The sequence below is a fragment of the Hyphomonas pacifica genome, assembly GCF_000682675.1.
Taxonomy (GTDB): Bacteria; Pseudomonadota; Alphaproteobacteria; order Caulobacterales; family Hyphomonadaceae; genus Hyphomonas; species Hyphomonas pacifica.
Genome location: NZ_AWFA01000007.1, coordinates 66,086 through 85,057 on the forward strand (window position 1 = coordinate 66,086; position 18,972 = coordinate 85,057).

Below are 18,972 nucleotides of genomic sequence, written 5' to 3' on the forward strand. Positions count from 1 at the left end.
TCATGTCTGAGTCATCCAATCCCGAATCAAATCCGCCTATTGGCCTGACAGGCGAGCGATCGCTGCAGTCCCTTTTGTCTTCAATGCTGGCAAGCGTCCCGGATGCCATGATCGTCATTGATGAGCGCGGTATAATCATGGCGTTCAGCTCTGCTGCTGAAAAAATGTTTGGCTACAAGGCCGCAGATATTGCCGGGAAAAATGTCAGCGCCTTGATGACGCATCGCGATGAAGACCATCACGACCGATACATCCGCAATTATCTCGACACCGGCGTGGCACACATCATCGGGATCGGACGCATCGTCGAAGCCAAGCTGGCAGATGGCTCAACCATCCCTGTCGAACTGAAGATTGGCGAAGCCGACATTGCTGGCCGCAAGATCTTCACCGGCTACATTCGGGATGTCACGGATCAGCAGGCCCAGCAGCACAAATTATCCCAGCTTCAGGCCGAAGTAGCTAATTTCTCGCGTCTGAGTGCCGTAGGCAGCATGGCGTCCGCGATGGCGCATGAACTGAACCAGCCATTGACCGCCGTTGCCAACTATTTGGAAGCAGCCCGCGACATGCTGAGCACCCCGGATGAGGCCTCTCTTGCCATGGCCTACGAGGCCCTTGATGCCGCGGCTAAACAGTCCATTCGGGCTGGACAGATTGTACGACGTCTCAGAGATTATGTTTCCCGGGGCGAAATTGAAATGCGCCCCATGTCACTGTCGGCGATTGTGGCCGAGGCGGTTTCCCTCTCCAAGATTGGCATCGAAGGCCCTATTGCGCGCATCGTGCAGGATGTGCCCGCAGAGTTGCCACTCGTGCGCGCAGACAAGCTACAACTGCGGCAGGTGATCGTGAATCTGGTCCGCAATGCCCTGGAAGCGCTGGCCGATACGGAAACGCCAGTGATAACCGTCAAGGCCCAAATCGATGATCAGGAGCCCGAACTCATTCGCGTGACAGTATGCGACAATGGTCCAGGCCTGTCCTTTGACAATGGCCACACCCCCTTTGACGCATTCAATAGTTCGAAAAGCTCTGGCATGGGATTGGGGCTCTCTATCTGCAAGACGATTGTCGAAGCGCATGGAGGTGATATCAGCGTTGACTCGCCGCAGGGCAAAGGCGCTTGTTTTTCCTTTACACTGCACAGGGCAGACGAGGTTGCGGACATATGACACATTCAAACACGGTGCATCTGGTTGATGACGACGAAGCCATCCGCCATTCCGCCAGCTTCATGCTTCGCCATGCGGGCTACACTGTCAGAACTTACAGGGATGGCGTTACTTTCCTGGATGAAGTCACGCCGGAAGACTCAGGCTGCGTGTTACTGGACGTCCGGATGCCTGTCATGGACGGGCTGGCTGTACAAAAAGCCATGTCGACCAAGGGTATCGCCATGCCGGTTGTGGTTCTGACCGGACACGGCGATATTTCCGTGGCCGTGGAGGCTATGAAATCCGGTGCCATTGATTTCCTGGAAAAACCCTATGAAAAAAGCGCTTTGCTGAGCGCCATTGAAAACGGCTTTGCCGCCGTGCGCAGCCGCGACTCTCATGACCGCCGCCAGCAGGAGGCGGCAGCCCTGATCGCCCAGCTGACCCCTCGTGAGAAAGAGGTTCTGGAACGTTTGGTGGCCGGTCTGACGAACAAGATGATTGCGGAAGACTTGGATATTTCCCATCGTACAGTGGAAATCCACCGTGCCAATCTGATGGAAAAACTCGAGGCGGACAGCCTGTCCGCCGCCCTTCGTATTGCCTTTGCTGCCGGGCTGGGAGAAGAAAGTCCAACCATCTAAGGATGGATACGTAAGGACAGGATTTGGCCGTTGGAATATCGTGTTCTGCATGTCCAACAGTCACAGTCAGTGCTACCATGTCCAGTCAGATCACCCCTGCGCGTGACCCTCATGTCATTCTCGTCGAAGATGACGATGAGGTCCGCCGCTCGATGACCATGCTGTTACGCTCATGGGGATATTCAGTTGAAGTCTATAGTAGCGGAATAGAGCTGTTAAGCTCTCGGCATATTCCAGCATCCGATGCCGTAATCATTGATTACAAGATGCCACACATGGATGGGCTGGCCCTGCTTAAGCGCCTGCGCCAGCAAGGCCTAACCACGCCCGCAATCCTGATCACGGGCTTTTATTCGAACTCTCTGGCAGAGCGCGCAAAATCGCTTGGCTTTTGTGATGTACTCGAAAAGCCGACCATCAACCGACTGCTCCAAGACAAGTTACAGACAACACTCAATGCAGCCTGAGCCTGCGAGTTTGTTCCGGCGCAAGTGCTGGCGCACTAAAAAATCTGTTTTGTATAGGAAAACTGCCTCTCCCTGCAGTCATTAAACTCGTTAATGATTAGGGTGTCTCCCTAGACAGCGACCGCGTGCCGCCCCTCGCTGGAGGCCAAACGCCAGTCAAAACAGCTGGCAACCGTGCGCAGCATCATGCGCGCCTCTTCAGGAACCTCCACAACCGTACCACTAACCGTGCACAGACCCAGAGGCTCGAGTTTGCGGGCGGCATCAAGGGCAGGTTCTAGCGCACGCATAGGGGCATGCATCTCCCTGGCTACGTCATTTATATCCACGCGCATTGTAGACATTATCGTTTCGATCGCACGCGCGCGAACCTTGTCGTCAGCACTTTGCAAAACACCCCGAGAGATCGGAAGAACGCCCCCTTCAACCTGTGCCCGCCAGATCGGTTGAGCCTTGCTTGTCTGGAAGAACCCTCCCGGCAATTCGGAAATGGCAGAAGGACCCAGACCAATCAACGTCTTGCAGGGATTGTCCGTATACCCTTGGAAGGTTCGACGGATGGTACCGTCACGAAGGGATTGTGTCAGCGAATCTTCCGGCCGGGCATAATGGTCCAGACCAATCGCAACATACCCCGCCGCCGTAAGCACTTCATGGCCGACACGGGCCTGCTCAAAACGCTCTTCCAAGCCTGGCAAGTCTGCATCATGGATAGCGCGCTGATGTTTTGCGAACCATGGCACGTGCGCATAGCCAAACAGGGAAATCCGGTCAGCCCCTACATCGGCGGCATATTGCGCAGCCTCCCTGACGTCATCGCGTGTCTGCAGCGGCAGGCCATACATCAGATCCATATTGATGCGCCGTATGCCATTCTGGCGAAGATGCGCCAGCTTCGCCGTCACCATGTGGCGCGGCTGAATCCGGTTTATCGCTTTCTGCACCGGACCACTCAGCGTCTGTACACCCAAGCTTGCGCGCGTCACACCACAACTGGCCAAGGTCTCGATAAAGGCGTCCGTGGTCGTGCGCGGATCAAGTTCGATATCGATCTCGATATCCTCACCCACGCCAAAGGCGAGTTTGATGTGATTGGTAATTTCGCGGAAGTCACCACAGTTCAGACTGTTCGGAGATCCGCCACCAAAGTGCAAATGGCGCATATCGGCATGGGCCGGCAAATGTGTCCGCCACACGTCGATTTCCTTCATCAGGACATCAACGAAACCGGACACGCGACGATACCCATTCGGGACAGTCGTCGCACATCCGCAATACCAGCAAAGCTTCTCACAGAAAGGGACATGGACATAAACACCCAGAGATGTCTCCGGTGTTATCCGGTCCATTGCAGAGCGGACGGCTTGGCCATCCGGCATATCGCTGAAATCAGCCGCCGTGGGATAGGAGGTGTACCGCGGGAGCCGCGCCGTCGCGAGGGATATCCAATCTTGTCTCATGCCGACCGCAATAGCCGAATGGGAGCGCTCTGTACGTCAGGGAAAACACGTAATCTGCTGCGACATGATCACGATGGGCCTAGCTCGGCTCCTCCACCCGACAGACACTGTTACGAATGACCAGTTCAGTGGGCAAAAGCGGATGGATCTCCCCCTTCAATTCATTTCTCAACACACCGCACATCAAGGTCATAGCCACTTCGCCAATGCGCTCAGCCGGCTGCATCACAGTTGTGAGGGGCGGCTCGCAATACTTGCCAAACTCAATATTATCGAAACCAGTAATGGACAAATCGTCTGGCAAACGCAGCCCCAAATCCTGAGCTGTCCGAATTGCGCCGATGGCAATCTCATCACTCATAGCCAGGAAAGCTGTGGCATCACCCCGACGCGAGAGCAGTCTTTGTGCCGATTGCGCACCGCCTGCCAATGAATAGGCGCCATATTCGATCAGACTGTCTTCCAGCGTGACCCCGAAGGCCTCCATCGCGGCACGAAAGCCATCAAGCCGATGCTGGGTTACGAGTCTCCCCTTTATGCCGGCCAGGATGCCAATCTTGCGGTGCCCGAGGGACAACAAATAGCTGGCCATGGATCTGGCCGCCTCATAATTGTTGATCGTGACCGTCGGATAGGATTCGTCGAGCCCCGTCCCGATCGCATGCACAAATGGAATGGTGCATTTCTCTGCATCGCGATGCAGCCAGCGCAGCGCACGCTCCCCCAGCTGGATTACGCCATCTGCCCGATAGGTTTCCACCATCTCGATGCCTGCAGCCTCAACATCCTTGTTGTCTTTCGTATCGACAACTAGAAGATTGTAGCCATTGTCCGCAGCAATACGTTCGATCCCCGAAACCACGCGCGCAAACAAAACGTTGGCGATATCCGGCACCATGACGAGGACCGTGTTCGTCCGCTTCACGCGGAAAAGCTGGGCCAGGGAACTTGGTTTGTAATTCAGCTCTTCAGCAGCGGCCAGCACCCTCTTAAGGGTCTCGGCAGACAGCTTGCTCGGGTCTGAAAAGGCACGGGAAACCGTCGCGGGAGATACTCCAGCAAGCTTAGATACGTCCCGGATCTGTGCCATTCGGCCCTCCTCGCCCAACCTGTCAGCTCCTAACATACAGAATACCGTCTCACACAGCATAATATACTCAGAATCACATTCAGCACTTGCAATGAAACCGTTTTCATAACATGCTGCGGTTCATTAATGGGGTAAAATATTTCGTACTGAACAGCATAAGTTCAGCAGGGAGGAAAATATGGTCCAGGCCGGATCACAGGCTGTCGCAGTCTATAGACAGGGCTGCAACGCATGACACTTCATCCGATAGATCTGACGATCATTGCTATTTATATCGGCCTCACACTGCTCATCGGCTTCTGGATTTCCAGCCGGGCGACCAAAGGTCTCCGCAGCTATTTCCTAGGGGGAAACCGCCTGCCCTGGTATGCGCTTGGACTGTCGAACGCCTCAGGCATGTTTGATGTCGCCGGGACTATGTGGCTTGTCTCGATCCTGTTCATTTATGGCTTGAAAAGCGTCTGGATTCCGTGGCTGTGGCCCGTCTTCAACCAGATTTTCCTGATGGTTTTCATGTCGATCTGGATGCGCCGATCCGGCGCGATGACCGGTGCAGAATGGATTACCTTCCGCTTCGGAGATGGCCCTGCCGCCCGTCTCAGCCATTTGATCATTGTGCTGTTCGCCCTGATCATGGTGCTTGCTTACATGGCCTATGGCTTTTTGGGCATCGGCAAGCTGGTCGCCCAATTCGTCCCCTTTAACCTGGCGGAACTGCTGAACCTTCAGGTTTTCCTGCCGGAGCAATTGCAAGCCTCCGGCCTGAACGGCGATCTTCTGCTTCAACGCGAAGCAGCCATGGCCGCTTTGAACGAGAAAGCCTACGGCGCCTTCATCGTCTTCCTGACGGCACTCTATGTCATCAAAGGCGGGATGTATTCCGTGGTGTTTACCGAGGTTCTGCAATTTCTGGTAATGACCATTGCCAGTATCGGCATTGCCGTAATCGCCATCATGCATGTGTCGCCTGAGGCGCTACAAGCCGCGATCCCGGATGGATGGACCAATCCGTTCTTTGGCTGGGAACTCGGGCTCGACTGGTCCGACCTCCTGCCCTCCGCCAATGAGAAGATCGCGCATGAAGGCTATTCTCTCTTCACCATCTTCTTCATGCTGGTGCTTCTGAAAGGGATCTTCACGTCTCTGGCCGGCCCCGCCCCCAATTACGACATGCAGCGGATTCTTTCGGCACGCACTCCCATTGAAGCCGCAAAGATGAGCGCACTCGTCAGTCTGGTTCTGAACGTTCCGCGCTATTTACTGATTGCTGGCCTTACGGTTCTGGCGCTGGTCTATTTCAGTCCGGAATTGCGAAGCATGGGGATGGACGCAGACTATGAAGCGATCCTGCCATTTGCCTTGCGCGAATTTGTGCCTGTAGGCCTTCTGGGTCTGACCCTGGCCGGATTACTGGCAGCCTTCATGTCCAGCTTCGCTGCGCCCCTGAATGCTGCGCCCGCCTATGTTGTAAATGACATCTACCGCAAATACATCCGTCCGGATGCGTCGGAGAAAACCTATCTGCGCATAAGCTATCTGGTGTCTGCCATCTTTGTTGTCGTTGGCACACTTTTTGGCATTTTCCTGACGAGTATCGACAATTTCGTGAACTGGATTACGGCCGGCCTGTATGGCGGCTATACCGCCGCAAATGTCGTCAAATGGTATTGGTGGCGGATGAATGGCTATGGCTATTTCTGGGGCATGCTGACCGGTATCGCCTTTGCCCTGCTCATTGGTATGCCGCAGATAGACATCAATCCGCTACAAGCCTTTCCCTTCTTCTTCCTTGCCTGCCTGCTAGCCGTGATCGCCGGGTCTCTGCTGACCAAACCGACAGAGATGGAGACACTGGAAACATTCTACACCCGTACGCGGCCCTGGGGCTTCTGGAAGCCTGTCAGGAATTCCCTCGCCGCCAAAGACACACCCGTGGAAGAAAACAAGGATTTTGCACGCGACATGGTCAACGTCGCAGTCGGTATTATCTGGCAAACTTCACTGATCTGTGTACCTATATTCCTTGTAATCCGGGACTGGCCGAAATTCCTGATTGCTCTGGTCATCGCCGTCGCAACATCGGTCTTCCTGAAGATCTACTGGTACGACAATATGCGCGACTATCCTGAGGGGTACACACCTCCGGAAACAACCTCATGACTATGCGTACAGATCATTCAGTAGGCAGACTTCCTTCGCCGCAGCAATCGGAAACCGATCTGAACCTGGACATTTGGCCCAAAGCGCTCAGCCCCCTGAGGCACAACCCAGAGACAGAAGCGCGCATAGAGGAAATCCTCTTACGCATGACACCTGCGCAAAAAATTGGCCAGATACTTCAGGCAGACATTGCCTCCATCACTCCCGAAGAGGTGCGCGCGCATCACATCGGCTCAGTTCTGAATGGTGGAAACTCGTCCCCCGACGGAAAGATGAGAGCCTCGCCATCTGAATGGCTCGCCTTGGCAGATGCTTTTTGGGAAGCCTCTATGCACACGGACGGCCCACAGATCCCGATCATGTGGGGCACGGATGCCGTACATGGCCATAACAATCTAGCTGGTGCCACTATCTTCCCGCACAACATCAACCTCGGCGCCACACGAGATGCAGACCTTGTGGAACGTATCGGCTCAGCCACCGCCATGGAAGTACGCGTGACCGGAATGGATTGGACCTTTGCCCCCACGCTCGCGGTCACCCGTGATGACCGATGGGGGCGAAGCTATGAATCCTATTCGGAATGCCCGAATCTGGTTGCGGAATTAGGGGCCGCCATGGTGCGCGGCCTGCAGGGGGGGGCTAATACATCCGAATTCCTGAATGCAGATCATGTCATCGCCACAGCCAAGCACTTTATCGGCGACGGAGGCACACAAGACGGAAAAGACCAGGGCGAGACGATCGCAACAGAAGAAGAATTACGCGACGTGCATGCTGCTGGTTATTACACAGCCATACGCGAAGGCATCCTCAGCATCATGGCATCCTTTTCAAGTTGGAAGGGCCAAAAGATGCATGGGCATGAGGAGTTCCTGACCCGTCTGCTCAAAGAGCATTGGGGGTTTGACGGGCTGGTTGTGGGGGACTGGAACGGGCATGGACAAATTCCAGGCACGTCCACAACAAACTGTCCTGACGCCCTGAATGCCGGGCTTGACATGTACATGGCTTCCGACAGTTGGAAGGGGCTTCATGCCTCACTTCTGCAACAGCTCCAGAAAGGTGTGGTCAACGAGGATAGGCTGGATGATGCCGTCAGGCGCGTGCTGCGCCTCAAGTTCAGAGCCCGTCTATTCAATCAACCTAAACCCAGCGAGCGCAAGCACGCTGGCGATTATGCTCTCATAGGGTGCCAGAAGCATCGCGCGCTAGCCGCTGAAGCTGCACGCAAATCAGCTGTCCTTTTAAAGAATGCCGAGAGCACACTTCCACTTTCACCCGGCCAGAATATCCTCGTCGCAGGCAAAGCGGCCGATGATCTCAGCATGCTTTGTGGGGGTTGGACGCTGTCCTGGCAGGGCGAAGGCATCCGCAAGTCTGACTACCCGCAAGCCGAAACCCTGCTGCAGGGCATCAAACGGTTAGCAGAGGCATATGGTGGAAACGTCGAGTATGCGCCAGATGGCGCCTATAGAGAATCACCAGATGTCGCGATTTATGTATTCGGAGAAAAACCTTATGCGGAGTTTCGTGGAGATCTAACGACTCTCGACTTCAAGCCTGGCGACAGAACGGACCTGCAGACTATTCAAAAGCTCAAGCAGTCAGGCATCCCTGTCATAACAGTTTTTCTGTCCGGCCGCCCCCTATGGATCAACCCCGAACTGAACAGCTCTGACGCTTTTATCGCAGCCTTTCTTCCGGGGTCACAGTCAGGCGCTATTGCCGATTTGATTTTTCAGGACAGCAATGCTTCACACGATTTCGACTTTACCGCCAAGCTCCCATTCTCCTGGCCTGAGCATGCAGATCAGTATCTATTGAATCATGGAGACGCGGATTACCTCCCCCTCTTCCCGTATGGTTTTGGCCTCTCCTTGGGGGACACGTGCACCTTAGGTCGGCTTCACGAGAACAGTCTGGCCACCGAGCCTGACCATGGCACGATATTCGACCATGGCGCACCACAGGGAAGCTGGCAGATAGTTCTTACCGATTCAGCTGGTCAAAGTCATTGGAAAGGCCGCAGCATCGCCTCTCCCGCTGCAGAGCTGCATATCCACCCTGCTGATCTTGGACAGCAGGAAAACGCCATTCGCGCCTGCTGGAACTGCACGAATACTGCAACTTTGGCTTTCCTTCATTCGCCCATAGATATGAGCCGGGAGGCCAATGCAGATTTCTATCTGAAAGTCGTGCTAGCGAACGCACCGAACCTGATTTCCACCACTCAGATGTCCGTGATTACACATAGCGGCAAAGTTCGCATTGGGAACTTGCTGGACATGCACCGACAAGAGGAAACGGAGCTGACATTGACGGTTACAATCCCACTTAAGAAATTTGGAGTAGCTGGTGCCGATCTGACAACGTTGAAAGGGATTGAACTCTGTAACTCAGAAGGCGGACAAATTGTCGTGTCGTATATAGGTATCTCAACCCTATGATTAGTGGACCTGCTAATCCTCTGCGAGGGGTTTGGGTTTCTGACGGAAGACGAATTTCAATAGGCGGGAGTCAGATCCTGATAAATCATCCCGGTCAGCAAGAAATTTCCCAAAACTTTCCAGACCCTGCACATTGTCTGAAACCACTTTCGCCGCGATGAGCAGAGGTGTGGAAAGCAGCATTCCCATGAACGACCAGACCCATGCCCACAAGGCAAAAGAGATAAAGATCACCACCGCATTCAGTTTCAGCCTGCGCCCCACAAGGATAGGCGTCAGAAACTGTCCCTCCAGTGTGTTGATCGCCCAATAAAGGAAAGCGGGCAAAATACCCTCAATGGCCCCATCAAACACGACAAGTCCTGTAACCAGGGTAACCGCAATGCCACCAATTGAGCCAATATAGGGAATGTAATTGAGCAGAAAGGCCGCAAGGCCGAACAATAATGGGTTCGGCATACCCAAGGCCCACATAGTCAACCCAATCACCAGTCCAAGAATGGCGTTGATCGTACTGATCGTAAAGAAATAAACCGATAGCTGACTTTCTATAGTCCGTGCCGCGTCAAGTGCCCGCCTTTTGTCTTTCAACGTCGGCATTACCTGCACGAGCTTTTCATAGAACATGTCGCCCGACGCGAGCAGAAAGAAGCTCAGCGTCAGAGCAACAATGATCTGACTAACGACAGCGGGCGTTGCATGCGTCATTACTTTGACAAAGCCGGGTTCGCTGATCGTAACAGATTGCGCATCGCCCTGTTTTGTTATCGCCTCGATCTGACTTCCTGCCTTCAGAACAGGTTCGATCGTGCCGAATAGCCCGCTTAACTCTCTGCGCACCTGTTTTGCGAATGTGGGAGCATCGCTAAGGTATTTTTGAACGCCATCAGACAGGAAGTAGAATAGCACTGATAAAATTATCAGTAGGCCAATCATAAGAATGGCCGCTGCTAGGCCAGGGGGCACACCCAGCCCACCCAGTGCACGGCGTAGAGGACTGAGCGTGAGCGCCAAAATGAAAGCAGTGATAATAGGAACAAAGACACCCTGAGCCACGCTCAGGGTGCCTATTGCCAAAATCCAGAATATCCCAGTTACTGCCCAATTACGGACAACGTCTTTCTTGTCCACGCCCGAACCATTTGATGCAGCCGCTTTGTCCACCACCCGGTTCTAGGCCTTTCGGCCCCGACCAACGAGGAGGGATATCAGAAACAGGACAACGAAAATCAGAGCAAGGATCTTTGCGATACCCGCAGATGCGCCAGCAATACCGCCGAAGCCAAGCACGGCCGCAATCAACGCAATTACGAGAAATATAATAGCAATTCTAAGCATGGTTTCCTCCATTATTTCAAAAGCAATGTCTGGAAGCCAACTTCGTTCCCGCACCCGGTTAATAAAAAGGGCACCGTTATCACGGTGCCCTTTTTTCAGAACTGACAGACTGGTTACATAACATTTCGCCCGCGAACAGCACGCGCGACGAAAGAGAGAACCAGCAGAACCAGAAAAACAAAGAAAAGAATTTTGGCAATACCGGCAGACGCACCAGCGATACCACCAAATCCCAGAACTGCAGCCACCAAGGCTAAAATAAAGAATGCAATTGCCCAACCGAGCATGACAAGATCTCCTTCAAATTCATGTTGATCGGTCGTCTCAACCGACACGTATAGTAACTCTCCAAAAAGTGGTTAGGTTCCTTCAATTTTTGTGTGGAACCCAACCGGCTTTGAAACGTTTCTAAACGGCAAACAGCAAGAAGGATGATGCCATGAAGAATACACTCAAAGTCGCAAGTCTTGGCGCTCTCGCCATCTTCCTCACCGCCTGCAACACTGTCGAAGGCGTTGGCAAAGACGTTGAAGCTGGCGGTGAAGTGATACAGGACACCTCCAACGAGGTTGAAGAAGATATTAAAGACTAGAACGCAAGTCTTTATAATCATCGGAAAGCGCGCCTTTACAGGCGCGCTTTTTAGTATCGAGTCAATTCAGAATGGGATTTGATCAATGTAATCCCGTCGCCCATCTCGATGAGATAAGCAGGGCACGCATCGGTTGCTATTCGCAAGGTATGTTTCCCTCCGCGTACTTCTTTTATATCGTGCGTATATACAGCAATCACCTTTCCCCTGCGCCAGGCCCCCGCCGCATACCACTCTACACGGGCCCCCTTGGGAATACTCACTATATCGCCTTATGAATGTATGTAACCTATAAGTTTGACTCGCGGTTGGGCTCTGCACCTAAGCAAATCTCTGTGCTTCAGCAGACAGGTCCATATTTGCCCAACCCCTATAATCAGCACAGAAATTATAGCCGGAATACGATGGGGCCCACTCAGGCGCCTAATCACATAGGACAGGGACTGAGACGCTTGGCGCCGGGAAGATTTGACACGTTTATGTATGGGTTTTGTCAGCATAAAGTCAGAACGCACATTCTCAGTGTGGGTTCCCGCCGATTTCACCTGGCGAAAAGGAACCATTTGATGACCGCTGCGTTGCGTATGCTAAGCCCATGAAGGAGGGGATCATGAAACCACATATTCTTGTAGCATCAGTGCTTAGCATCGGGCTCATCACAGCCTGCAACCAGGCTGAAGAGCCAGCAGATGTCGAAGTGATGACCGAAGAGCCGGATACGGTTTCAGAAAATCTTGAAGACGCGGGCCAGGCGATTGAAGAAAGCGCTGAAGAAGCCAGCGAAGAGATCCAGGACGCTGTAGAGGATGCGAGCGCCGCAATGAATGAAGCCGGGGAATCCATGACGGAGACAACCGACACTCCTGACTGAGGGGATAGATAGTTTTAGTGCATTAGCCTCTGGCCTGGCGACAGGTCGGGGTTTTCCTCTTGAGATTATTATACGCCCATCACGAGCCGATGCTTGCACCCTTCTCCCGGCTTGCTCTCTGTAGAGAACTCTGCCGAAAGCTGGCGTGCAAAAGCCATCATCAACTTAGAGCCAAGCCCTGAAGTCTGTGCTTCGGCATCATAACCAAGGCCACTATCGACGATCTCCAGAACGACTTTGTCCTGCTCTGCGGCCAGTGTGACAGACACTTCTCCCCCATCATCACCAAATGCATATTTCATCGCATTGGTGACAGCTTCCACGATGAACAAGGCCATTGGGATAGCATCATCTGCATCCCGCTGAATGTCTGAATAGGACTGTACAAGCCGAATGCCCGCTTCGGTCATGCCGAGGGCATCCGCCAAATGATTCAAAAGACCAGTCAGGAAGGGCCGCATATCGACGCTCTCAAGTCTTTCATTTTGATAGAGCGTCTGGTGAACAATTGCGAGTGCATCAATTCTGTGCCGCGTTGCTGCAATCGCTTCCTTCGCCTGAGGGTCTCTTAGCTGCCGGCCTTGCAGGTTCAGAAAACTTGTCACGATTTGAAGATTGTTTTTGACGCGATGATGGATTTCTTTGACGGCCGCATCGCGTGTCGCAATGGCTTCCTTCAGTTCCTGGTCACGGTGATCTATATCCTGAGCCATCACTTCCATGGCGCGCGCAAGGCTGGAAATTTCTGCCGGAGCATCAGTGAAGGAATTCCCAGCCCTGAATTGATAGCGACCAGCTCCGTAAATACGGACAGTCCGTGTCAGGCGCGAAATCCATCTCAAGACCAACCCGTCAATCGCCATCCAGGCCGCCAGCAAAGTCACAGCAAATGCAAGTAAGGGCAGACCAAAAGAGGTGGCCGGCCTTACAACAATATCATTCCAGATTCCGTAGGAAGGCCGCGAGATAACAGCATAAATGTTTGTTGAGCCAACAGGTTTCACCACAACATCCAAATTATAGCCTTCTTTCCGGTCCATACGGAAAAGCTGGGCGTCACCCGTTGACTTTACAGCCTCGATCCACTCTGCAGGGATTGGCCCGACCAGAGGCTCACCAAATACGCGGCCGTCCTGATCTGCCAAAGAGACCTGCACACCATCCGGCAGGAACTCCGCGCGCATCAACTCCGCCAGCTTGTCGGCTCTGATGCCGAAAGTGTTCACACCCTTGAATTCCCCCGCCGGGCCTACAACACGGCGGCTGATCGTGAACAGCCATGCATTGGATGCATTCCCAAAAAAGGCATCACTCCGCAGGGTAACATCTCCGCCAGCTCTCAGACGATCATGCAGGATTCTGGTCTCGCGAGTGGGCGTCGGCTTGCCAACAGCGGCGCATATGAGTTCGCTATTGGGCCCATAAGAAGCCACATTGGAGAGGGCGGGCAAATATTCGATGAGGTCATTATAGGTTCCGCTGCACTGACCTGCCGCTATGCGCGACTCATAAAGCGACAAGAGAAGCTCAGCTTCTTTGAGAGATTGCCCGGCCCCATCAATGGCAGCATCCGCAGCGAGTACCAGCGTCTTGCGCTGATCCTCGCGAACATCACGCGCATCAATATAGGCCTTGAAAGCCGACAGAAGGAGAACTGGCGTAAGCGCAGCCGCAAGCGTCAGAACAAGCTTGTTCCGCAAAGGTGCAGCATTAGGGGTATCCGGACCGTCGAGACGGTTCTCCTTCTTATCCGACACCGGCAATATTGTCCGCCTGCTGCATGATGTCCTCGAAAGCCTCTCCCGCTGTCATTTCGCTATCATCGCTATAGCCAGCTGAGTTGGAATCTAGAATTTCCGCGACAGCCTTCCGGGCACGAGAGACCCTGCTTTTGATCGTTCCTACGGCCACACCACAGATTTCGGCGGCTTCTTCATAGGCCATTCCACCCGCACCCACGAGAATCAAGGCCTCTCTCTGATCAATTGGTAGTATGGCCAATGCGTTACGCATCGCCAGCAAATCAAGACCGTCCGCAGGATTGTTGTTTGCAATCAGAGTTGCCTCGGCAACTTCCGGGTCAAGCGGTGTCCGGCGCCAGGAGCGACGTTTTTCAGAATAGAAAACATTCCGAAGAATCGTGAAGGCCCAAGCCTTCATATTGGTGCCTGCCTGAAAACTTTCCCGCGCATTCCACGCCTTCAACATTGCGTCCTGCGCCAGGTCATCGGCCAACGTGGCATCTCCACACAAACTGCGAGCAAAGGCACGCAGATGCGGAATAAGGCCAGCAAGCTCGCGCTTGAATTCATTATCGCTGAGCTTCTCAGTTTTATCTGTCATGGCGACCCCTCAGGATTTATCTGAAGGTTTGGAAGTCCGGGCCTGATCTGCCTCTTCGAGAAGTCGAAGAAACTCATCCGGAATGTCTTCCTGAGCGACCTCGTCATAAACACGGCGCAGCTGCTCACCAATACGCTGCGTGCGCCGCTTTGTGCCGAGGTCAGCCGAAACGGATTTGGATTTCCCGCTCTTGTCCATATCGCCTGATCTTACCTGATTCACTGCATGATACCTATTCTAGTGTCTGATATAGAAACTTATGCAGGCAGGAAAGGTTCCGTGCAGCTTGAGAAAATTTCTCACCGCATGGAACTTTTCCCGAATTCACGATTTAGTAATGCGTACCCAAAAGAGAGGTTCCCAATGAGTCTGGTTAAATCCTTTGCCCCTCATCTGCCATTCCTTCGCAGGTATGCGCGTGCCCTTACAGGCAGTCAGGAGAGTGGGGACGCATATATCAGGGCCTCCCTTCAAGCTCTTGCCGAGAACCCGGAAGCCGTTGAAGATACAGAAGATTCTCGACTTTCCCTATATCGCTTCTTCCATGTGATATGGGGAACGACCGGCGCCCAGCTTGAAGGCGAGCGCTCCACTCAGGCAGACCCTGCCGACAAGAGACTGCAAGCCTTGGCCCCTATTCAGCGCCAGGCCTTTCTGCTGACCGCGCTTGAAGGTTTTACAGCTGCCGAAGCTGCAAAAATTCTGGGCATATCCGAGGAAGAGCATCGCCTGCTGGAGCAAGAAGCACAGCGTGAAATCGAGGGCGAACTGGCCACGAAGGTTCTGATTATCGAGGATGAGCCGATTATTGCCGCGGATCTGGAAAGCCTAGTGGAAGATCTTGGTCATACCGTCACCGGCATCGCCACAACGCACCGAGAAGCTCTCCGCCTGTTTGGCGCAAACCCGCCAGGTCTAGTGCTGTGTGACATCCAGCTCGCAGATGGATCTTCCGGCATCGACGCGGCGCACGATATCCTGGCCGATCATGATGTGCCGATCATCTTCATTACCGCCTTCCCTGAGCGCCTCTTGACCGGCGAGCGCCCGGAACCAACCTATCTGATCCCAAAGCCCTTTCAGGAAAACACCGTCAAGGCCGCTATCGGCCAGGCCCTATTTTTCCATCCAGCTACAGGTGCCCGTGTTGACGCCTAGTCACGTTTTGTGAACGCGCTTAAGGTGAAAACAGAAAAGCCGCGCAAGTTTTGACGAACTTGCGCGGCTTTTCTACAGCTCTCTTAACTTCACAGTATCACCCCATGTTTTGCAAAAGAGCGACGATGACGATGCCAATCACGGCAACACCGATACTGATGCCAAGTACTTTTACCAAACCTGTACGTCTACCTTGACGAGCTTCTTTGGGCGCAATTTCCTGTTCGTGTACTGTTTTGTTCATTATCTGTCTCCTTAAAGAGTCATGTTTCAGGAATTCCTCGGACGTGGCGGGCGTATTGTTGATGCAGAAAAGTCCTTATGGCTGCTCCCATCTTGACGCACATGACCATTTACTGCTCCACCGCCTCCATTCAGCAGGTCAAGACGGCGCATATGCAGATAGTCCATATCGAAGTGCGACTGACGAGCCAGCTTTTCCGCATCAAGAATTTTCACTCGGCCGCGCCCTTCTTCGATAAGACCCGCCCGGCGCAAAGCCGACATGGTCCTCGAAACATGAACAGGGGTCAGCCCCAAGGCATCCGCCAGGTCCGTTCGCGTCAAAGGCAAGGGCATCACATCCTCTTGTGATCCAATGGCAGCCTGCAACCGGCGCTGCAATTCCAGAAGGAGGTGCCCAATTCTCTCACGGGCAGAGCGTCTCCCGACGCGCACGATTTGCTCTCGCAAAATGGACTCTTCCTGGACAGCAGACCACCAGAATGCTGAGGCCAGCGGGCCGCTTTTCTTCAGCATATTGACAAAATCATCGACCTCTATGCGCATTGTCACGGTCCGATTAACCGCGGTTACGCCATGGTCGGCCTCAAGGTTGGCCAATACCTGCAAGTCAAAAACATCTCCCGGAAGCATGAAATTTACGATCTGACGGCGGCCATCTTCCAGCGTACGGTGCCGAATGGCCCACCCTTCAGTAAGAAGGAAGACATGTTTTGGATTTTGTCCCACGCGGATCAGGTCATCGCCCGCCTCATAAGACTTTTTATGGTTCTGGAGCTTTTCAAACTCACTCCAGATAATATCATCCAAGTTCACATACTGGGATAGTCTGTTTCTAAATACCTGCATATCTGGCAAACGCCCAGACATCAATTCCGTTCCAGATGAGTGCGGAACTTCCTTAAGGGTTCTGCGTTATTGTGGCAGCGTATTTTAATCAGGAGCCCTCCCCATGAACGGTAAGACTGAAGCAACTTTGAAAGCCGAGACCGAAAGCGACTATGCCGCGCTGAAAGACGACATCGCCATGCTGCGCGGTGACCTAAAGAGCATTATTGAGGATGTCCGTGGACTGGCAAAAGTCAAAGCCCAGGACGGGCTGGAAAAGGGCAAGGACCTGGCAGACAAGGCCGGCACCCAATTCAAGGAAACCCGTTCTGAAGTCGAAAGCCAAATTCGCGACAATCCTCTGGCAGCCGTTGGCATCGCTTTTGGGGCAGGCCTCATCCTCGCAATGCTAAGGGGCAAATAGTAATATGGATGCCACAAAGGGCAGGCTATTGGCGGCAGCCATAGGAATCCTGTGCGGATTTTGCGGCATTCTCGCCTTGATGACAGCAGGGGTGCTCGCTTTATCAAAGGTCATTGGTATGACCGCAGCCTGTTTCCTTGTGTCATCCATCCTTATGCTGATTTCTGTCATCATGATGTATCTCTTCCTGAAGCCCTATCGGCCTTCTTCGGAAGAAATTGATGATCTTGAAGATAGCACAGCGGATGCCTTGGCAGATTTGCCATTCGACACGTTGAAAAAACTTGTTGAGAAATATCCCGTATCTGTCACCGCGGGTGCGCTTATTCTCGGTTATACATTGGTACGCGATCCCAAAACCGCCACGCGGCACGCACAAAGGCTCCTTCTGGGCCTGCTATAATTCCTTCCCTGGCGGCGCCTAAGCAGGCGACAAAGCCGCCAGGGTTTCCTATATATAAACTATGAGATCTATCCTGCTTATTGCATCTGCGCTGGGCGCTGGATTGGCACTTGGGCGCAAATATCTAGAGCGCGGCGTCACCGCGCAAAAGCATAAAGCAATTCAGGATGCAGCTATTGAAACAAGGCGCCGTGTAAAGCGCCATGCACACGACTTTCTCCGTAAAAGCTTCCGTCGTTTCGCCATTGCGACGGGCTGTAAACTCGTCATTTTAGGTGTCTTGTGGACACTTTATCACACACAGCTGATCGAAGTGGATATATTCGCTCTGATTACGGGCGTCGTTCTGGCCCTTTTCTTGATGAGGGACCTCTGGATCAGCTGGCCATTTATCCGCCTTGGTGCAGCAGAGCTTTCCAAGTATGGCTGGCGACCCCGCCGGGCATTGAGTGAAGTTGTAGCTGCCCGCGTCTTTGAAGAAGTTCTGACCGAAGCACGCGCTACGCCTGCTTCGCGTTCCACAAAGGTTGTCCTGATGCTGGCGGGCCAGAGCCATGAAGGCGTACACTTGGAAATAGCGACTGCTGTTGCAGCCATTGCCCGGGACACGACTTGGAATGACTTGCGGCCATTCCTTATCTCCGCTGGCATCAAAATGGCAGCCTTGACCTTGATCTACTCTATTAGTGTCATTTTCCTGATGGCCTGAGAGGCCTTAGGCTGCCCGGGCCATCAGTATTTCGGCATGCTGCACCAGCCAATGCATCTGCGGCATGTTTCGGAAATCCACCGCATCGCGACGGGATGATAATTGCGTCACTCCACTCAGGCCATCCATCAGGATTGCACGTGCCCGGCTGACCCGGCTTTTAATGGTGCCTGCAGAGCAGCCCATGACATCCCCGGCTTCCTCATAGGTAAGCCCGGCACCCAAGACCAGAATGATCGCGTCGCGCTGTTTTACTGGCAGTGCGTAGATTTCCTGAATAGCGCGCGATGCATCACTCACCGTCTCGGCAGCGCAATGGTCAACCAGGGTATCTTCAAGATAGCCAGACTCGACATCAACGGTTCGCCAAGAGCGCCGACAATGCTGCAGATACTCGTTGCGTACGATGCGCAGGATCCAAGGACGCATACTTGCAGTGCGGTCAAACGTGTCTGCAGCAGCCCAAGCTTTCAGGCAGGCAGACTGCACAATATCGTCGGCGAGCGTTACGTCATGACATAGGCTTCGCGCGAAGGCCCGCATTTGCGGAAGCATCGCTTCCAATTCATCAATGAAAGACCAGCAGTCGCCTACACTGTGTTCATTGTGACCTGAGCCCCAAATGGTCCCGCATT

At 53.5% G+C, this 18,972-nt stretch carries 24 protein-coding genes; 11 read left to right on the forward strand and 13 right to left on the reverse strand.

Annotated elements, in window-relative coordinates:
- Positions 1-2: 2 nt before the first annotated feature.
- From HY2_RS03610 to HY2_RS16995, 3 genes are all read left to right on the forward strand, one after another.
- Positions 3-1,175, forward strand: a complete 1,173-nt coding sequence (locus HY2_RS03610) for a PAS domain-containing sensor histidine kinase (RefSeq protein ID WP_034824798.1) — start codon at positions 3-5, stop codon at positions 1,173-1,175.
- A complete protein-coding gene (locus HY2_RS03615; protein WP_034824800.1) occupies positions 1,172-1,801 on the forward strand; it encodes a response regulator transcription factor in 630 nt (209 codons plus the stop codon). The genes HY2_RS03610 and HY2_RS03615 overlap by 4 nt, the downstream gene beginning before the upstream one ends.
- 77 nt (positions 1,802-1,878) lie before the next feature.
- Positions 1,879-2,268, forward strand: coding sequence for a response regulator (locus HY2_RS16995; RefSeq protein ID WP_034824802.1), 390 nt, complete (start codon positions 1,879-1,881; stop codon positions 2,266-2,268).
- 110 nt (positions 2,269-2,378) lie between these two features.
- On the opposite strand, the gene hemN is transcribed toward HY2_RS16995, so the two are convergent.
- Both hemN and HY2_RS03630 read right to left on the reverse strand, forming a co-directional pair.
- Positions 2,379-3,728 carry an oxygen-independent coproporphyrinogen III oxidase gene (gene hemN / locus HY2_RS03625; RefSeq protein WP_051594679.1) on the reverse strand — a complete coding sequence of 450 codons (1,350 nt, stop codon included), beginning with the start codon at positions 3,726-3,728 and terminating at the stop codon, positions 2,379-2,381.
- Between the two features lie 79 nt (positions 3,729-3,807).
- Positions 3,808-4,818, reverse strand: coding sequence for a LacI family DNA-binding transcriptional regulator (locus HY2_RS03630; protein WP_034824803.1), 1,011 nt, complete (start codon positions 4,816-4,818; stop codon positions 3,808-3,810).
- Between the two features lie 231 nt (positions 4,819-5,049).
- On the opposite strand from HY2_RS03630, the gene HY2_RS03635 reads away from it, so the two are divergent.
- Together HY2_RS03635 and HY2_RS03640 are read left to right on the forward strand one after the other, a co-directional pair.
- Positions 5,050-6,978: a sodium:solute symporter family protein gene (locus HY2_RS03635; protein WP_034824804.1), complete on the forward strand. Its 1,929-nt coding sequence runs from the start codon at positions 5,050-5,052 to the stop codon at positions 6,976-6,978.
- Positions 6,975-9,428 carry a glycoside hydrolase family 3 protein gene (locus HY2_RS03640; protein WP_081814897.1) on the forward strand — a complete coding sequence of 818 codons (2,454 nt, stop codon included), beginning with the start codon at positions 6,975-6,977 and terminating at the stop codon, positions 9,426-9,428. The genes HY2_RS03635 and HY2_RS03640 overlap by 4 nt, the downstream gene beginning before the upstream one ends.
- A gap of 12 nt (positions 9,429-9,440) precedes the next feature.
- Here HY2_RS03640 and HY2_RS03645 read toward each other — a convergent pair whose 3' ends face one another.
- From HY2_RS03645 to HY2_RS03655, 3 genes are all read right to left on the reverse strand, one after another.
- Positions 9,441-10,592, reverse strand: a complete 1,152-nt coding sequence (locus tag HY2_RS03645; RefSeq protein WP_158533989.1) for an AI-2E family transporter — start codon at positions 10,590-10,592, stop codon at positions 9,441-9,443.
- Between the two features lie 9 nt (positions 10,593-10,601).
- Positions 10,602-10,766, reverse strand: coding sequence for a DUF1328 domain-containing protein (locus tag HY2_RS17000; protein ID WP_034824841.1), 165 nt, complete (start codon positions 10,764-10,766; stop codon positions 10,602-10,604).
- Positions 10,767-10,879: 113 nt separating this feature from the next.
- Positions 10,880-11,053 carry a DUF1328 domain-containing protein gene (locus tag HY2_RS03655; RefSeq protein ID WP_034799411.1) on the reverse strand — a complete coding sequence of 58 codons (174 nt, stop codon included), beginning with the start codon at positions 11,051-11,053 and terminating at the stop codon, positions 10,880-10,882.
- A 152-nt stretch (positions 11,054-11,205) separates the two neighbouring features.
- On the opposite strand from HY2_RS03655, the gene HY2_RS17100 reads away from it, so the two are divergent.
- The gene (locus HY2_RS17100; protein WP_081814898.1) at positions 11,206-11,358 is read left to right on the forward strand and encodes an entericidin A/B family lipoprotein; all 153 of its coding nucleotides are present in this window, start codon (positions 11,206-11,208) and stop codon (positions 11,356-11,358) included.
- A 50-nt stretch (positions 11,359-11,408) separates the two neighbouring features.
- Here HY2_RS17100 and HY2_RS17835 read toward each other — a convergent pair whose 3' ends face one another.
- On the reverse strand, positions 11,409-11,621 hold the full coding sequence (locus HY2_RS17835; RefSeq protein ID WP_158533990.1) for an HVA1 family protein: 213 nt from the start codon (positions 11,619-11,621) through the stop codon (positions 11,409-11,411).
- A 347-nt stretch (positions 11,622-11,968) separates the two neighbouring features.
- Here HY2_RS17835 and HY2_RS03660 point away from each other — a divergent pair, with 347 nt between their 5' ends.
- The gene (locus tag HY2_RS03660) at positions 11,969-12,229 is read left to right on the forward strand and encodes a hypothetical protein (RefSeq protein WP_034824805.1); all 261 of its coding nucleotides are present in this window, start codon (positions 11,969-11,971) and stop codon (positions 12,227-12,229) included.
- A 68-nt stretch (positions 12,230-12,297) separates the two neighbouring features.
- Here HY2_RS03660 and HY2_RS03665 read toward each other — a convergent pair whose 3' ends face one another.
- Genes HY2_RS03665 through HY2_RS03675 form a run of 3 tightly spaced genes read right to left on the reverse strand, consistent with a single transcriptional unit; the run spans position 12,298 to position 14,770 of the window.
- Positions 12,298-13,986, reverse strand: coding sequence for a sensor histidine kinase (locus HY2_RS03665; RefSeq protein ID WP_146617155.1), 1,689 nt, complete (start codon positions 13,984-13,986; stop codon positions 12,298-12,300).
- Positions 13,976-14,572, reverse strand: coding sequence for a sigma-70 family RNA polymerase sigma factor (locus tag HY2_RS03670; RefSeq protein WP_034824807.1), 597 nt, complete (start codon positions 14,570-14,572; stop codon positions 13,976-13,978). Before HY2_RS03670 ends, HY2_RS03665 begins: the two co-directional genes overlap by 11 nt.
- A 9-nt stretch (positions 14,573-14,581) precedes the next feature.
- Positions 14,582-14,770: a NepR family anti-sigma factor gene (locus HY2_RS03675; RefSeq protein WP_034824808.1), complete on the reverse strand. Its 189-nt coding sequence runs from the start codon at positions 14,768-14,770 to the stop codon at positions 14,582-14,584.
- Positions 14,771-14,935: 165 nt separating this feature from the next.
- Here HY2_RS03675 and HY2_RS03680 point away from each other — a divergent pair, with 165 nt between their 5' ends.
- Entirely contained in the window at positions 14,936-15,730 is a 795-nt protein-coding gene (locus HY2_RS03680) for a response regulator (protein WP_034824809.1), read from the forward strand.
- 97 nt (positions 15,731-15,827) lie between these two features.
- Here the strand turns inward: HY2_RS03680 and HY2_RS17280 are convergent, their stop codons facing one another.
- Positions 15,828-15,974, reverse strand: coding sequence for a hypothetical protein (locus tag HY2_RS17280; RefSeq protein WP_155836541.1), 147 nt, complete (start codon positions 15,972-15,974; stop codon positions 15,828-15,830).
- 26 nt (positions 15,975-16,000) lie between these two features.
- A complete protein-coding gene (locus HY2_RS03685) occupies positions 16,001-16,843 on the reverse strand; it encodes a Crp/Fnr family transcriptional regulator (protein WP_233346701.1) in 843 nt (280 codons plus the stop codon).
- A gap of 82 nt (positions 16,844-16,925) precedes the next feature.
- Between HY2_RS03685 and HY2_RS03690 the strand changes: the two genes are divergently transcribed.
- Positions 16,926-17,225: an ElaB/YgaM/YqjD family protein gene (locus tag HY2_RS03690; protein WP_034824810.1), complete on the forward strand. Its 300-nt coding sequence runs from the start codon at positions 16,926-16,928 to the stop codon at positions 17,223-17,225.
- Here the strand turns inward: HY2_RS03690 and HY2_RS17440 are convergent.
- Positions 17,211-17,399 (reverse strand): hypothetical protein, encoded by a 189-nt coding sequence (locus HY2_RS17440; protein WP_146617156.1) that lies wholly within the window; start codon positions 17,397-17,399, stop codon positions 17,211-17,213. The genes HY2_RS03690 and HY2_RS17440 overlap by 15 nt on opposite strands.
- On the opposite strand from HY2_RS17440, the gene HY2_RS17445 reads away from it, so the two are divergent.
- Positions 17,398-17,628: a hypothetical protein gene (locus HY2_RS17445; protein WP_146617157.1), complete on the forward strand. Its 231-nt coding sequence runs from the start codon at positions 17,398-17,400 to the stop codon at positions 17,626-17,628. The genes HY2_RS17440 and HY2_RS17445 overlap by 2 nt on opposite strands.
- A 61-nt stretch (positions 17,629-17,689) precedes the next feature.
- Positions 17,690-18,337 carry a hypothetical protein gene (locus HY2_RS03700; protein WP_034824812.1) on the forward strand — a complete coding sequence of 216 codons (648 nt, stop codon included), beginning with the start codon at positions 17,690-17,692 and terminating at the stop codon, positions 18,335-18,337.
- A 6-nt stretch (positions 18,338-18,343) separates the two neighbouring features.
- On the opposite strand, the gene HY2_RS03705 is transcribed toward HY2_RS03700, so the two are convergent.
- The coding region (locus tag HY2_RS03705; RefSeq protein ID WP_051594683.1) for a sigma-70 family RNA polymerase sigma factor at positions 18,344-18,972 on the reverse strand (629 nt) is incomplete at its 5' end.